The sequence below is a fragment of the Tunturibacter psychrotolerans genome, from assembly GCF_040359615.1.
Lineage (GTDB): Bacteria > Acidobacteriota > Terriglobia > Terriglobales > Acidobacteriaceae > Edaphobacter > Edaphobacter psychrotolerans.
The window spans coordinates 2,805,883-2,821,178 of sequence record NZ_CP132942.1; the positions used below are offsets into that span (position 1 = coordinate 2,805,883).

General features: G+C 57.1%; 15 protein-coding genes. 7 read left to right on the top strand and 8 right to left on the bottom strand.

Annotated elements, in window-relative coordinates; genetic code table 11:
* Nucleotides 1-118: 118 nt before the first annotated feature.
* Together RBB77_RS11635 and RBB77_RS11640 are read right to left on the bottom strand one after the other, a co-directional pair.
* Nucleotides 119-766, bottom strand: a complete 648-nt coding sequence (locus RBB77_RS11635) for a trimeric intracellular cation channel family protein (RefSeq protein WP_353067559.1) — start codon at nt 764-766, stop codon at nt 119-121.
* Nucleotides 766-2,997: a hypothetical protein gene (locus tag RBB77_RS11640; RefSeq protein ID WP_353067560.1), complete on the bottom strand. Its 2,232-nt coding sequence runs from the start codon at nt 2,995-2,997 to the stop codon at nt 766-768. The genes RBB77_RS11635 and RBB77_RS11640 overlap by 1 nt, the downstream gene beginning before the upstream one ends.
* A gap of 236 nt (nt 2,998-3,233) precedes the next feature.
* Here RBB77_RS11640 and RBB77_RS11645 point away from each other — a divergent pair, with 236 nt between their 5' ends.
* Nucleotides 3,234-4,220, top strand: a complete 987-nt coding sequence (locus tag RBB77_RS11645; RefSeq protein ID WP_353067561.1) for a glycosyltransferase family 2 protein — start codon at nt 3,234-3,236, stop codon at nt 4,218-4,220.
* 25 nt (nt 4,221-4,245) lie between these two features.
* Here the strand turns inward: RBB77_RS11645 and RBB77_RS11650 are convergent, their stop codons facing one another.
* Together RBB77_RS11650 and RBB77_RS11655 are read right to left on the bottom strand one after the other, a co-directional pair.
* Entirely contained in the window at nt 4,246-5,253 is a 1,008-nt protein-coding gene (locus RBB77_RS11650; RefSeq protein ID WP_353061925.1) for an NAD(P)-dependent alcohol dehydrogenase, read from the bottom strand.
* Nucleotides 5,254-5,400: 147 nt separating this feature from the next.
* Nucleotides 5,401-7,227 carry a SpoIVB peptidase S55 gene (locus tag RBB77_RS11655; protein WP_353061926.1) on the bottom strand — a complete coding sequence of 609 codons (1,827 nt, stop codon included), beginning with the start codon at nt 7,225-7,227 and terminating at the stop codon, nt 5,401-5,403.
* A gap of 72 nt (nt 7,228-7,299) precedes the next feature.
* Between RBB77_RS11655 and RBB77_RS11660 the strand changes: the two genes are divergently transcribed.
* Nucleotides 7,300-7,824, top strand: coding sequence for a YybH family protein (locus tag RBB77_RS11660; protein WP_353061927.1), 525 nt, complete (start codon nt 7,300-7,302; stop codon nt 7,822-7,824).
* Nucleotides 7,825-7,886: 62 nt separating this feature from the next.
* A complete protein-coding gene (locus RBB77_RS11665; protein ID WP_353061928.1) occupies nt 7,887-9,059 on the top strand; it encodes a VWA domain-containing protein in 1,173 nt (390 codons plus the stop codon).
* 37 nt (nt 9,060-9,096) lie between these two features.
* On the opposite strand, the gene RBB77_RS11670 is transcribed toward RBB77_RS11665, so the two are convergent.
* Nucleotides 9,097-9,915 (bottom strand): carbonic anhydrase, encoded by an 819-nt coding sequence (locus RBB77_RS11670; RefSeq protein ID WP_353061929.1) that lies wholly within the window; start codon nt 9,913-9,915, stop codon nt 9,097-9,099.
* 118 nt (nt 9,916-10,033) lie between these two features.
* Nucleotides 10,034-10,915, bottom strand: a complete 882-nt coding sequence (locus tag RBB77_RS11675; protein ID WP_353061930.1) for an alpha/beta fold hydrolase — start codon at nt 10,913-10,915, stop codon at nt 10,034-10,036.
* A 240-nt stretch (nt 10,916-11,155) separates the two neighbouring features.
* Between RBB77_RS11675 and RBB77_RS11680 the strand changes: the two genes are divergently transcribed.
* Nucleotides 11,156-11,752, top strand: a complete 597-nt coding sequence (locus RBB77_RS11680; RefSeq protein ID WP_353061931.1) for a CGNR zinc finger domain-containing protein — start codon at nt 11,156-11,158, stop codon at nt 11,750-11,752.
* An 18-nt stretch (nt 11,753-11,770) separates the two neighbouring features.
* Here RBB77_RS11680 and RBB77_RS11685 read toward each other — a convergent pair whose 3' ends face one another.
* Nucleotides 11,771-12,274 (bottom strand): DinB family protein, encoded by a 504-nt coding sequence (locus tag RBB77_RS11685; RefSeq protein ID WP_353061932.1) that lies wholly within the window; start codon nt 12,272-12,274, stop codon nt 11,771-11,773.
* 68 nt (nt 12,275-12,342) lie between these two features.
* Nucleotides 12,343-13,257, bottom strand: coding sequence for a LysR family transcriptional regulator (locus RBB77_RS11690; protein ID WP_353061933.1), 915 nt, complete (start codon nt 13,255-13,257; stop codon nt 12,343-12,345).
* Nucleotides 13,258-13,361: 104 nt separating this feature from the next.
* On the opposite strand from RBB77_RS11690, the gene RBB77_RS11695 reads away from it, so the two are divergent.
* The 3 genes from RBB77_RS11695 to RBB77_RS11705 all read left to right on the top strand — a co-directional run bounded on the left by RBB77_RS11695 (nt 13,362) and on the right by RBB77_RS11705 (nt 15,064).
* Nucleotides 13,362-13,541 carry an SDR family NAD(P)-dependent oxidoreductase gene (locus RBB77_RS11695; protein ID WP_353061934.1) on the top strand — a complete coding sequence of 60 codons (180 nt, stop codon included), beginning with the start codon at nt 13,362-13,364 and terminating at the stop codon, nt 13,539-13,541.
* Nucleotides 13,459-14,091, top strand: a complete 633-nt coding sequence (locus tag RBB77_RS11700; protein ID WP_353061935.1) for an SDR family oxidoreductase — start codon at nt 13,459-13,461, stop codon at nt 14,089-14,091. Before RBB77_RS11695 ends, RBB77_RS11700 begins: the two co-directional genes overlap by 83 nt.
* 70 nt (nt 14,092-14,161) lie before the next feature.
* Entirely contained in the window at nt 14,162-15,064 is a 903-nt protein-coding gene (locus RBB77_RS11705) for an SDR family NAD(P)-dependent oxidoreductase (RefSeq protein WP_353061936.1), read from the top strand.
* The last annotated feature ends 232 nt before the right edge of the window (nt 15,065-15,296 follow it).

Consider the following 15,296-nt stretch of genomic DNA (forward strand, 5'->3'; position numbering starts at 1 on the left):
CACATTCATCGAGCGCCGAGCAACGCCAGGCCCCCGCCTTTGACCCGCCTCAACAAGGTATAAAGTCACGAAGTGACCGCTCCTCGCGAAGTGGGCCTGTCAGACAGGACACGCAGCTTTAATGCGCCATCACCTTAGGCAGATTCCAATGCTTCGCCACCGCCACCATGCGCAACACAAAACAACAACCCCCACCCACGGTCATCGCAATCGGTCGAGGCGCCTTCAGCGCCAGGCCAATCACCATCACCGCCGCTCCCACCAGCGCAGCCGAGGCATAGATATCCGTATTCAAAATTCCTGGCACCCGCGCCATCATCACATCACGAATCGTCCCACCGCCCACACCAGTAAGCACGCCCATAAGTACAGAAATCATCGGATTGATTCCAAACTCCAGCGCCTTCCCCGCACCCGCCATCGCAAAGAGTGCCAACCCCGCCGCATCGAGCGTAATCAACAACTGCTGCGGCACATGTTGAAACGACGGAAAAAAACAAAACACCGCAGCCCCACCCGCAAACGCCGTCGCTCCATATCTCCAATCGCGAATACTGTTCGGAGGCACCGCGCCAATCAACAAATCCCGCACCGTACCCCCGCCCAGCGCCGTAACAAACGACACCACCAGCAGCCCCAGTAGATCAAGCTCGCCCCGAATTCCGGCCAGCGCCCCCTCTACTGCAAAGACAAACGTCCCGACGAGGTCAACTGCCAGCAGCACCACATCCTGCCCATACTTTGGGAACCAGTCACGCAGCGCCATTACCGCACAACCGCCTTCACAGCCACCACATTCTCATACCGGTCGTACACTCTCACCGCCAGCACGTGCTCCTTCGCATCGGTCACGGGCGAAGCTGAGGCAGGCACAGCCACCGTAAAGTCATAGCGCTCCGCCAACGAATCTGAGACCTTTCCTACCGGCTCAAGATACTGCCACGGTCCTGCATCAATCGAGTACTCTGCATGAGCGATTGGCGAAGTGGCATCTCGCGCTTCGAACGTCGCATGAATAGAAATCGAGGCGGCTTTGTTCGGACCACTCTGCTCAAAGAGAGTCTGTTTTGTCGCTGTCAGCACTCCTGGAACAGGCGGCGTCGTATCCACCACAAACACTTCGCTCGCACGCTCTCCTGTCAGAGCCTCCGTGTCCGTATGGTCTGGCGCATCGCTTGCCACCACCTTCACCTCATAGCTGCCATCCGGCAATAAAGCCGAATCGAAGCTGTAAACTTTCTCCGAGATCTTGTCCTTCAACAGCCGCCAGTTCGCCTCACCCACCCCGCGATACCACACAGCAAACATCAGGTCATCACCATTGTCATCATGCGCCATCCACCGAACCGTTACAGCGGTTTTATCCTTTTGCGCAGTCAGCGGAGTAGAGTTCGCATCCGGCGAAAAGTTCACCGGTGCCGCTCCTGCAGCAGCAGGGAAGACCACCTGTACCGTCGCATTCGCCGCGACCGGAGTAACCGCCGCTACCCGCGCTCCCGGTTGCACCAACACCTCATCCACCACCGGCGCAAGGTTACGCTGGAGGTAATTCAGCGCCACCGCATCCACCGTGCCGCTCGGCCGTAGGACTGCCTTCCACTGCACAAACCGTCCCGCTGGAACCGTGAAATTCCCACCCGGTCCAACCTTTACCCATTCGCTCCAACCCATCACAGGACTTTCGACATTGCCGCTCCGCACAAACAGATCGAACCCCGCTGGCGCGCCGGCCCTCACCTCGGCACGACCCCACTGAGAGAAACTCTGCGCATCGAAGACATCACTCGTATACGTCGCCCCGGTCGCAACCGCATCACCCAGTCGAAACACCTTCCCGCTATTGCTGGTTGCGATCAGTAGACCGTCCTTCACTGCGGCAAACGCCATCCCCTGTGACGCCTCCAAATGAGCGATATCGGTAAAGCGTCCGCTACCATCCGTATCCACGCGATACACGCGGCCTCGATTTCCCGTAGCCGCCAGCAGGCTCCCATCTCGTACCGTGAGCGCGTACACCACATCATCCTTCAACGTCAGGAGCTTCTGCGGAGCGCCGTCCCGCGCAATCCTGTATATCTCCGACCCGTCTGGCACCAGCGTATTCGCGCCAGCAGCCGTCGAAGACCCTGGCTGCACAAACGTAATCGTCACCCCAACGCCACCCGTCACCGGCAACGGTGGAAGTGTCGAGTGTCCCTTCGTCCCAACCCCGGCCGCATAAACATTCCCCGCGGCGTCCATGGCCAGTGCCGTAATCTCGCGTCGTCCCGCAGCGTACACCGCAAACGGCTTCGCACCCACTGTCTCTGTCGCAAAACGGTACACCACACCCGATCCATCCGACCCGGCCCACAGCGTCCCATCCGCGCCAAGCAGCAAACACCGAATATGCTGGTCTGCAGTCTTGAACAACACCTCTGCCTTACCACCCCCCGCGGGCACTCGGTACACTACCGCCGGAGCGCCCACCGCAACGTACACCTCGCCACCCTTTCCCACAGCCAGGTCCCACAGATACTTTGGCTTCTCCTCCGTCGTCGCCGGATCGAACACAACAGCCGCTGGCCCTCCATCCGCTGGAATCCGATACACCTTCCCATCCGGTGATGTCGCCGCGAGCACGCTTCCGTCAGCCGCGACACGAACCGCCTGAACCGCCAGCTCTTTCCCCGCAAAGATCTGCGTCGCCTTACCCGCGGGTGTCACCTTCATGACCAATGCCGACCCTGCCGCCGAACCCCCAAGCCCCGCATAGCTGTTCCCGGCAGCATCGCTGGCCAGTGACCACGCGTAGCTCTTCCCGCTCTCATACATCAGGGAAGTCGCGGGTCCTGGCTCCAGCCGTCCATCGCTGCGGATAGCCACCCCCTCAGCGTTGCCCTTTTCCATTTCGTCGTAGCGCTCAACGCTCCACAGCTTCGTACCCTGTGCGCTCACCCACCCGGACAGCAGGGAACACCCCACCGCCAATCCCGTAACCAACACTCGTCGCATCATTCTGATCCTGAGTCTAAAGCACTTCGTCTTGACAGGTACTTCGTTGAAGAATCAATTCGGGTGACGCTTGTTTTTTGTGTGGCATTCAACATTTCTTGGGCTAAGATCCTTTTCAAGAACCTATTCAAGCTAAAAAGCAAGCGGAGAACGGAGTCGCCTCTGCAGTTGGAGGAGGATCTGGAATAATTGCCGCACATGGATAAACCCATTGCCTTGTCTTCCTTCAAGGAGACTAAATGCCACGAGTTACTGTCCTGGTTCCCGTCTACAACGGAGCGTCTCATCTAGGTGCGACACTAACTTCTCTGCTCGCTCAGACTTATAAAGATTTCGAGCTTCTGGTAATCGACGACGGGAGCACAGACAACTCCGTCAAAATCATCAAGTCCTTTTCAGACCCGCGGATACGCGTGATGCAGCAGGAGAATGTAGGGCTTTGCTCCACTTTGAATCGGGGCATACAAGAAGCTCGTGGCGAATACATTGCTCGTAGTGACCAGGACGACATCAGCTTTCCGCATCGATTGGATCGCGAGATGACGGTGGCGGATACATATCCCGAAGCTCTTGGCATGTTCGCTTACAACACCAAGATCGGCGAGAAACATTCGTGGACAAACTCAGATAAGCTAACGCCGACGAACTGTGTCAGAGTCTATGATCCAATAAAGGATGGTTGTCTTCTCGGTTCTACCATGTTGGCTCGTACCTCGGCTCTGCGCGAGATCGGTGGATTCCGGGAGCGATATTATCCCGTCGATGACTGGGACCTGGAGTGCCGTCTTGCCGAGAAAGGACAGGTACTGGTGATATGTGAGCTTCTGGTTGCCTATCGATTCCATCGCGACGCCAGCACCTACAGAGTCTTCTCTGAGATGCAGCAGAAGAGATATTGGACCAAGGACTCACACCGTCGTCGAGTTCAGAATCTTCCCGAACTCTCTTTCGAGGAATTTCTGGCCCAGTTGCCCGGAAATATCCGTGCAAGGCTTCAACGCCGTCGACTAGGTCTATGGAAACTTCACACCCGCATCGCTGGACAGCATCTCCTCGACGGCAATTATCTGAAAGCCGCAGTCAATCTGACAGCCGCTTCGTTTCTCCACCCGATCGATATTTCGAAACGAATTAGAAGGATGCTGCTCCGAGAAAGAATCCCAGTAACTACCAGCGGCGAAACCTCCGTGGAGTCCGGGACCTCGCCGCAGGAAGCACCGCATTAACCCATTCCTTGCAATCCATTAAGACTTAGTTCGTCAGGACAGCCCGATACCGAATCTGGTTCTTCTTTACTTTTGTCACGGCATCGTTCGCCTTCGCCATCGCAAACTTCTCGGTGACCGCTTTTACTCCATGCCGCGCCGCTACACTCAGCATCTCGCTCAGCTCATGCGGACTACCGGTGTTACTACCCGCAATAGCCTTCTGGCTGTGAATCAACGACGCTCCCTGGATCTGCAGCGGCGAAGGAGACGCGCCAACGATGCAAAAAGTGCCCTTGGGACGCAGCGCACTCACATAGGCCTGCCAGTCCTGGTCGGCGCTCACAGTCGAAAGTAGAAAATCAAACGACCCTGCCACCTTCTTCAACGCGCCCGTATCCCGCGTATTTACGAACTCGTGCGCCCCCAGCTCCTTTGCCTCCGCTTCTTTATCCTTCGAAGTCGAAAACGCCGTCACTTCCGCGCCAAATGCCTTTGCGAACTGCACCCCGAGATGCCCAAGGCCACCAATTCCAATGACTCCCACACGCGACGAGGGCCGCACGCCATAGTTCATCAACGGAGCATAAACTGTAATTCCGCCGCACATTAGCGGAGCCGCGTTTTCGCTCTCAAGCGATGTCGGAATTGGAATCGCAAACCGCGAGTTTACCCGAACTCTATCGGCGAATCCTCCATTCCGACCCACGCAAGTAGGCTGCGACTTCGCGCACAAATGTTCTTGCCCCTGCCGGCACCACTCGCAGATTCCGCAGCTGTCTGCCTGCCAACCGACTCCGACCCTCTCACCCATCGTACGGTCCTTCACCCCCGAGCCAACCCCCACAACGGTTCCCACAATCTCATGGCCCGGAATAAACGGATACTTGCTGATCCCCCAATCGTTATCGATCAGATGTACGTCGCTGTGGCACACGCCACAATGCGAGATCTTGATCTCCACCTCATGGGTCTCCAGCTCGCCCGGATCATACTTGTACGCCAGTAAATGTGCACCGGCTGCGTGCACCGCAAAGCCATGAATTTCACTCATTCGAAATCTTTCCTTTTAGCGCGGAACCTGACCGCCGCGCCTACCCTTTGATGCTACAACACCACCCCGAGCAAAAAAATCATCCACCCGCTAATCGCACCATTGCAACAATCGTGTAACAAGATCTCTACCGTATTCCTCACCGTGCTACTTCACAATCATGTTCAGCACCTGAGAGCCACTCACAGCATACCCCGCATCGGTCGACCCGGCAGCAACTACACTCTCCCCCGTTAGTTGCATCTTCTGAGCGTCTTTTAACGGTTCGAAAACATTCGCCATCGACAACGGCATCTCCGGCAAAGCCTCCCCCTCCAGCACCCCCTGGGTCGCATGATCCAGCAGGGTCACATACACGCGGTCGTTCGCATGCATCCTGTTCAACGCCGCCACCGTATCGGTCAGCCCCATGGATCGCTCCGCCCCGATCTTCGTCGTCAATCGGTCCACCGTCGCGCCATCGCTCACCACTACCCGCATCGTCCCCGCGGCCAAATCCTCGGGCAGTTTCATCTTCACTCGCACCATCCGCGCCTCGGATTGGTACGGATGCACCATCGCCTCTACTTCAATCTCGTCCCCCGCTCGCACCTCCATCCTGCTCAATCGCGCTGACTCCAACACTGCTGTCATCCTTGCCGGAATCGCCTCCGCCTTCAGCCTGACCCCTGTCACCACCGGTTGATCCAGCGCATTCCCATAAACCTTGCTGAAGCGGTCGTTCACCAGCAGCGCCGCATTGATCGTCGCCGGGTTCAACTCATTCTGCGCCATCAACCCCTGCATCCGCACCGTCGGCAGACCCTTAACATCGATCTCGCCCGAGAGCCGATAGCTCAACTCCTCCGCCGCTGTATTATTCGTCTGCAAACTCTGATACACCGACACGAGCATCGCCGAAGGTGTCAGTTGCCGGTTATCCAGCACCTCAAAGTGCAGCGTCTTCGCCTCTGCCTTTACTCCCTTATCCGCTGGAGGAGGCACAACCTCTACCGTCACCGGAATCATCCGCGCCTCTATCCCAAACCGCCCCATAATCGCGGACGCCCGATCCTCAGTAAACGCTCCCACTGTCTCCGTCGTATTGATAATCTTGAACGCATTCAGCGGCGACGCCAGTGAGGCCAGCACGGTCGCCTTCGTCATCGGCATATCCACCGGCCCATACTGCGTTATCGGATGACCGCAAGCCAGCAGCCGCTTCGGATCCACATAAGTCACGGTACAAGTGCCTGCCATCGACAGGTCGCCCCGCACCAGCACCGCGCTCACCGCACTCCCCGGCACCAGCGGCTCCGGCTGCACCGCAGCAGAGTCCGCGCCACCCAACCCAACCACCGGCGTTAACCCCATCGCCCGGAACCTGTCGCCAAACCGCTCCACGGTCTCCTGGCTGAACCCACCCATCACCAGAGGAGTTTCTATCGCCCGCATTTCCGGTTGCCCCTCAAACTCTTTGCTGACAGATGCCAGCCTCATCCCTGCCGAGCCATCTTCATCTCGCACCTGTAGCATCGACTCAATGGGCGTAATCCCCGCAATCGGTTCTTTGCTGAACTGCCCAATCCGGTAACTCAACGCACCCACCAGCCGCCCGTCAATGTAAACCGGGCTTCCGCTCATTCCCGCCACCACGCCCGTATACTCCGGCTTGTCCCCATGCAGCCGCGCCAGAATCATGTCCTGTCCCGGTCCCAGCGCATCCCGCAAAAGCCCCAGAATCTCCACCTGCATCGGCTCCGGGGTTACCCCTTCGAACACCGTATAAGCGACTCCCCGCATCCCCCGCTTCACCTCAGCCAGAGGAAAAAACTTCGTCACCGCCGGAGCAGCTGAAGGCACCGGCACTGCAGCCCACCCCTCCCCACTCACTGTCTGAACCTGCGCCCGAGCCCCATCCGCCAGCACAGAACTCCCCAACATCCCGCCCATTGCCAGGCCAACCATCCACAACCGAGTCTTTACCGCAGCCATCACGTCTACAGAGTACTAGAACGCTCTCATCAACGGCGATCCCCCGTACTCTATGCGAATATTGAGACACCTATGAACCGGAGACAGCTCCTCACTGCCGCCTGCTGTGCCGCGCCTTCCATTCTGTTCTCCACCGGCGACGCTCAATCGAAGCCATCCGCCAATCAGTTCCAGGGTTCTCCCGAGCAAAGAGAGTCACTCCGTAAAACCGGCGAAGCGATTCGTTCCGCCTTCGCAAAAGGCGATGTCAAAGAAATCCTCGCGTACCATCACCCCGAGGTCATCAAGGCTCTCGCCTACCAGAACTACATCGTTGGGATTAAAGCCCTGAAAGCAGATCTCCAAAGCACCTTTCGATCCTTCAAGCTGGAATTCCTCGAAAACACCCCCGAAACCATTCTCTTCAACCAAGGCACTGCCGTAGAAATGAGTCTCTTCACCATCCAAAGTGTCTCCAAGACGGGCGGCCCACCCGCCATCTTCAAAGGACGTTCCATGGTCGTCTACGTCGAGTACCCTGCAAGCCCCACAGGCTGGGCCTCCATCCGGGAGACCATCCAGCCAGCATCAACCGTAAACTCATCAACAAACATTTAGCCTTAAGCACCTACTCACCATAGGCAACGAAAACCCGTCCAACATTCGGAGTAAAGTTTCAGATGATGACAATCCTTCCGCATCTCAGGGCCCGCATCCTTCTCCTTCTCTCCTGCTCCATTGTCCTTACCTTGCCCACCGCCTACGCCCAGGACACCCCCGCCCAAGCACCGCCCCAGCAAACCAAACCCACCCCTCCGTCCCCAGACGACGCCGGTCCCGACACCGACAACGGCACCATCGTCCTCAAGAAAAAGAAGGAGGCTGACGAGCCCCCGCCGCCTCCCGCTCCCGTCGCCCCCAAGGTCAAGAATCCCGACAACGAGACCTTCTCCCTCCGCGTCGACGTCCCCATTGTTAACATCGACGCCACTGTCATCCTCGACAAGACTCACCAGTTCGTCCCGGGCCTCAAAGCCAACAACTTCCTCATCCTCGAAGACGGAGTCCCCCAGACCATCACCAGCGTCCGCACCACCCAGACGCCCATCACAGCAGTCATGCTGCTCGAGTTCGCCGCCAACAGCTACTACCTCATCAACGACATGCGCAACGCCTCCTACAGCTTCTTCCGCACCCTGCGCCCCGACGACTACATAGCCGTCGTCACCTATGACCTCCGCACCCATATCCTCACCGACTTCACCAACAATAAAGAGCTCATCGCCCAGTCGCTCTCCTCGCTTGTCATCCCCGGCTTCTCCGACACGGACATGTTCGATGCCCTCTACGAGACCCTCGACCGCACCAGCCGAATCGAAGGCCGCAAGTACATCATCCTCATCGGCTCCGGCCGCGACACCTTCTCCAAGCTCACCCTCGACAAGATGCTGGCCAAAGTTAAGAGCACCCAGAACATCACCATCTTCACCATCAGCACCGGGGCCATGCTGAATGAAATGCGTGGCGGTGGCGGCCCACGCGAACTCGACTACCTTCAGGCGCAAAATCAGTTACAAACCTTCGCCAGGATGACCGGCGGCCTCAGCTTCGCCCCAATCTTTCAGGGCGAGCTCCCCGACATCTTCTCCCAGATCAACCAATCCATACGCAACGAGTACATCCTCACCTACCGCCCCACCAACAACAAGAACGACGGCACCTACCGCAAGGTCAAAGTTCTTCTGGTCGACAACGAAGGCCACCCCCTCCGCATGCAGGACGAAAAAGGCAAGCCCCAAAAATACTCAGTCATAGCCCGCGATGGCTACAACGCCAAACTCCCCGTCGAGTAGTGCAGACTTATCGAATAGTGCAGTTTTATCGAGTGGTTTACGGCTGGCCCACATCAAAAGGCCATCGCCTCAGGGTCGCATGTATTACTCGATTGTTTGGGCTTTGAAGCGGACGGAAATCATTCCCAAGAATTTTGCGGAACATCTCAGCTTGCTCCGCCGACAGCTCTGCCCACTGCTTCAAAACCAGCCACGTCACCACCGGACTACAGGGCGGCGTCGTAAGAGATCCGGGATAAGTGAAGTATTGCGATGAATCGGTCAACGCCTTCTCGAGATTTGGTTTTACCGTGACCTCTGCTGACGTTGTCTTTTCAGGTAGACCGGCATCAATTAAGGTTTTGAGGAACGCGTTCGACCTTCCAACCCTGTACAGCATTCCAATCACTGCAAAATCCGTATCCGAGTGCCTGAAGACAAAGTGCACTTCCATCACGCCATGCTTGCCCGCCACAGTATGTTCCGAGAGAGTATGAAAGTGAAACTGGAGGAGAGAATAGTTGCGTCCATCCAGGGTCAAAGAACTCCCGAACGCAGGCGTAGCCTGAATGGTGAAACCCAGATTCTTCATCACGAATGGCGCCTCGACAAAGCTGACATCCAGAGGCCGAAGTGCCGGGTCTTCAACCACTGTTTCAATATCAATCGGCGACTGTCGGGCAGAAGGCGACTGAGCGCACGCCGAAAACTCTTTCCCGTCTTTGCCGTGCAACTCCGGCCAGAAGCCCGGACCTTTATCTCCAGAGTAAGCAAAGTCGTCAGCGTCGACACCAGCAGCGGCAGCAAGAATTTGCGCATGAGCTGAGATACCGCACAAGGCACACACCAAGACAGCAAGAGCGAAATCTCTCTTCATTTATGAAATCTCCTTTAGGGGCCGGGATGCTCACTTTACCATGCGTTACGAAAACCGACCATAAAAATGGCCGTTCACAGTCACTCTGTGAACGGCCCAATAAAGTCTGTTCAGATCATCAAATAGCCTTCTGCAGCAACTCCCGGACAGCCGTTGCAATCTCCTCCACATGCGTCTCCAGCGCAAAGTGTCCGGTATCCAGAAACTGGATCGTCGCATTCGGAATATCCCGCTTGTAAGCCTCAGCCCCGGGAGGAATAAAAAACGGATCGTTCTTTCCCCATATCGCCAACAGCGGTGGCTTCGACTTTCTGAAGTACTCCTGAAACTTCGGATAGAGCTTCACGTTATTCGCATAGTCCAAAAACAAATCCAGCTGAATATCCGTATTTCCCGGCCGGTTCACCAGCGCATAATCCAGCCAATACCCTTCCGGCTTGATCGCCTCAGGATTTGGCACACCATGAACATACTGGAACTTAATCCCTTCGAAACTAACCGCGGCCTTACGAACTTCCTCACGATTCGCGGCCGAAGGATCGCTCCAGAACCGCCGAATCGGAGCCCACGCATCCCCCAGCCCTTCTTCGTAAGCATTTCCGTTCTGCGAAACGATCGCCGTCACTCTCTCCGGATGCGCCATCGCCAGACGAAATCCCGTAGGCGCACCGTAGTCGAACACATACAGTGCATACCGCTTCAACCCAAGCGCATCAGTAAACGCCGCCATCGTCTCCGCCAGCGCATCGAAGCTGTACTTGTACTGCCTCTTCTCCGGAACTTCAGTAAATCCAAATCCAGGCAGATCCGGCGCAATCACCCGATACTTATCCGCCAGCCGAGGAATCAACTCGCGGTACTGAAACGAAGAAGCAGGGAAGCCGTGCAATAGCAACACCACCGGCGCATCGGCCGGACCAGCCTCACGATAAAACACCTTCACGCCATCGGCCTCAATGTGATGAACGGTAGTCAGCGGCACCTGTGAACTTTTGGCCATAGCCCTTTCTATCCTTGGGCTTTCGGTGTTTTCCAATGAACCTTGTGAAAGAGCGGTGGGAGCGGTACTTGCCAGTGCAAGCAGGCCGCCACTTACCGCAATGAAGCTTCGACGATCCATACTGTCCTCCATACGCATTCAATCTCAACCTCTAAAAATAAATTTCAGAGGTTACAAATCAGATGTAACCCTACCGAATAGGTTTCAGGAGTTACAATAAATACGGAGGAAATTCACGCCATGCCGAACGCCTCCCAACCCGTCCCACCCATCACGCCCCCGCGTGTGGCAGACCATCTCGCACTTGAACTCCTTAACACGGTCTTCGTACTCAACGGCGAACTCGTAGATTCTCTCCAAGGTGACAACGACGTTCTCCGATGGCTTGCCGACATCGATTGGCCGGTCAAGGGTAATCTCGCGAACTCAAAACCCGACACCCTGCTCCACAGCGCCCGAACCTTACGCGAAGCCATCCGCAAGCTCGTCGAAACCAGAAAGGCAGGCAGGCGCGCCGACGTAGCCCACTTCAACGCCTTCCTTGCCGAATCACAAAGCCATCTCAAACTCTCACCCGGCAAAGGCGGAACCCTGAACCTCGAGCGCGAATGGAAACAGAGCACGCCCGAAGAGATTCTCGCTCCCCTGGCCGAATCCGCCGCCGAACTCCTGTCCACCGGCGACTTCAAACTTGTCAGGCAGTGCGAAGACTCTGAGTGTGTCCTCTGGTTCTACGACCGAACCCGCTCTCACCATCGTCGCTGGTGCAGTATGGCCGCCTGCGGAAACCGCAACAAGGTAGCCGCCTTCCGCGCGCGCCGCCAACCCACAAAATAAGAGCGCACTCCAGTGGCATCACCGAGGTCGAGGCATCGTCAAATCCAGATCCATCGCAGTCATCTGCTTGGTCACCAAAATAATCTGCCCGACATGCTGCTGCACATGTCCCACCACCTGGTAGATCGCCTCCAGCACGCTCACGTTTCGCCCCTGCGGAGTAATCCTCTCCGCCAGTCGCTCCGCTGGTACCGCCGCAATCACACCCTTCGCCTCATCGAACGTCGACCGGAACAGCGCAATCAGTTCGTCCCCACTCATCCCACCATCGGCACTAAACTCCGCATCCCGCACCCGGACATCCGCCGCCCCGCCCACTCCATGCATCACCCATTGCCGCGCATTCCCGCAAAGATGCAGCACCAGATTTCCCACAGCATTCTCATGCGCACCCTGTCGCTGCCACACCTGCTCATAGCTCAACTTTCGCAAGCAAGTCTCAAAGCACTCAGTCATCGTGTCGAGTCTGCGACAGGAAACATCAAGAAAATCGGCAGCAACAGCATCAAGCGTCGTAGTCATCCCAGCATTCTAACCCGCACACCGATAGCGGCGTAACCGTAGCCAATCCGCTTCCATCGATAGGAAGATCATGAACCGACCTGCTTGCCGATTCTCCTGATCTCGCCCCGGAGCCATGAATGTGCGGCATCGGTATTGACTCGCGGATGCCAGATCATAAGGTACTTGAAGCCGGTTATCTCTCCCGGTGCCTTCAGTACTTTGATTTTGCGATTTTCTCTCTCCAGTTCTGCAAATCGCCGAGGTGCGGTCAGAATGAGTTTAGTTCCTGGAATGCACCGGGTAGCGGCTCCAAAATATGGCAGGGTGATGACGGTTCGACGGCGATGGCCATGCGTAGCCAGACGCTTCTCCGGTATATGCTGCGAACCTTCGACGACGTCGACGCCAATGTGCTCGGCCGCGAGGTATTGCTTCAACGTAAGTTGACGTTGGTAAGGCGCGTCCGCTGCCACAATACAGACAAGCTCCTCCTCATAGATCACTTCGGTCAGTAGCGGCGAGGGTACATGGCTTTCATCGCCAATCAAGGCCAGATCGAGCCGACCGTGACTCAGATCCTCGAAGACATCGCCTCGCCAGCTTGCGAACGTGAAGCGAACCTGCCGTGCCACCGGGAGAACCTCGCGGCAGAGAACGGGAGCAAGGATCGAAGTCGCATTGTCCGTTGCAGCGATCCGGAACGAACAATGCTCCATCGTCGAGTCGAAGGTCGAACCCGAGATGAGCCGGTCTAGTCTCGGCAACATGACCTCAAGCTCTTGAAGAACTCGTTCCCCTTGCGGCGTTGGTTCATAGCCCTTTGCGGTCCGCACCAGTAGATCATCGTGAAACGTATCGCGCATCCGTTGCAGGGCGCGGCTCACCGCAGGCTGGCTCAGCAACAACCGCTTGGCTGCACGGGATACGTTGCGCTCCTCGGCAAGCACCGAGAACACAACAAGGAGATTCAGGTCGGCCTGGCGGAGCTGCGTCACACGCATAATGAATATTAGCACTATGCATTGGACGTATAGCTCTAACAAGTTCAATCTCTTTTTAACGACGGATTTCAAGTTCGAAGAAGCCGCCGAAAAGGAGAACCACCATGAGAAAGACAGCTATCATAACCGGAGCATCCCGCGGGATCGGACGCACCATTGCACTTCGCCTCGCAGCCGACGGATTTGGCGTCGTCGTCAACTATGCCGGCAACGGCTGCCAAGGCAGAAGAGGTCGTCAACGAGATCACCCGCTCAGGCGGACGCGCCCTTGCAGTTCAGGCTGACGTTGCCAATCCAGAAGACGTCAAGCAACTCTTTGAGAAGACCCTCAAGGCCTTCGGACAGATCGACGTCGTGGTCAACAACGCAGGCATCATGCCCCTCTCGCCCATCGCCAAAGGCGACGTGGAGACCTTCGATAAGGTGATCGCCACTAACCTCCGCGGAACCTTCCTTGTTCTGTCGCAGGCTGCGCAGCACGTTGCCGAGGGCGGCCGTATCATCGCCTTCTCCAGCAGCGTCCTCGCGAAGAACTTCCCCGCTTACGGCCCCTACATCGCCTCCAAAGCAGGCGTCGAAGGTCTCGTCCACGTCCTCGCCAACGAGCTTCGCGGACACAAGATTACAGTCAACGCCATTGCACCTGGACCTGTCGGGACGGAGCTCTTTCTGGACGGCAAGACGGAAGAGCAGATCAAGCAGATCAGCAGCATGGCGCCGCTTGAGCGGCTCGGTCAGCCAGACGATATCGCAAACGTCGTCTCCTTCCTTGCCGGATCCGATGGCGGATGGGTCAACGCTCAGATACTTCGGGCAAACGGTGGCTTCGCCTAAACAGCACCCATCGCTCGCACGCAGCCACCACATTCACCCAGCTTCAACGAACTTCGAAGGAAAAATCGATATGAAGAACATCATCGTCATCACAGGAGCTTCGAGCGGCTTTGGCGCGCTCGCCGCACGCGCTCTCGCCATCGCTGGACACACCGTTTACGCCAGCATGCGCGAAACCACTGGCCGCAACGCTGCACATGTGGAGGCGGCGAAACAGTTCGCCACAGAAAACGGCGTTGACCTTCGCACCATCGAGCTTGACGCCGCCTCGCAGGAATCAGCCGACCAGGCGATTAAAACTATCGTCGAGAAAGACGGCCGTCTCGACGTCGTCATCCATAACGCGGGGCACATGGTCTTTGGCGCGGCGGAGGCCTTCACTCCCGAACAGCTCCTGCAGGTCTACGACACAAATGTGCTCAGCACGCAGCGGGTTAACCGCGCTGCGCTCCCACAGCTGCGCAACCAAAAGAAAGGACTGGTCCTCTGGGTCGGAAGCACCAGCACGCGCGGGGGGACGCCACCTTACCTTGCGCCCTACTTTGCCGCCAAGGCCGCTATGGATGCGCTTGCTGTCAGCTATGCCGCAGAGCTGAATCGCTGGGGAATCGAGACTTCCATTATCGTTCCCGGCGCTTTCACCTCCGGCACCAACCACTTCGCGCATGCCGGTTCACCGGCAGACATGGCACGTCAGGCCGAGTACGACAACGGGCCTTACGCGCACCTCGGCGACGATATCATGAAGGGTTTCGCCGCTACCGCACCCGCCGATGCTGATGTGGCCGATGTCGCCAAAGCTATCGTCAACGTGGTGGACATGCCCTTCGGTAAGCGTCCGTTCCGTGTGCACATCGATCCTGCGAACGACGGTGCCGAGATCGTCAACGGAGTGGCAGATCGTGTTCGCGCCGAAATCTACCGCAACATCGGTCTGCCGGATCTGCTAACTCCCGTCGCGTTTTCGCTCTGATTCTGGATCCGGTGGAGGGGCGTTCGCGCGAGATTCTCTCCATTGGATTTCCGATTGCCGCGGGCTTTGAGGTTGCGTCGCTGCAGAGCCTCCGAGAATCCGGAAGCAAAGCTGGATCTATCATTCTTAGCTGGTGCAAAATCGCCGATACGCTCATCGAGGCAACCAAGGGGCAGTTCGCGAAACCTCTGTCTCCTATCCCCGCCAGACGTTGACGGGATAGGAGACAGAG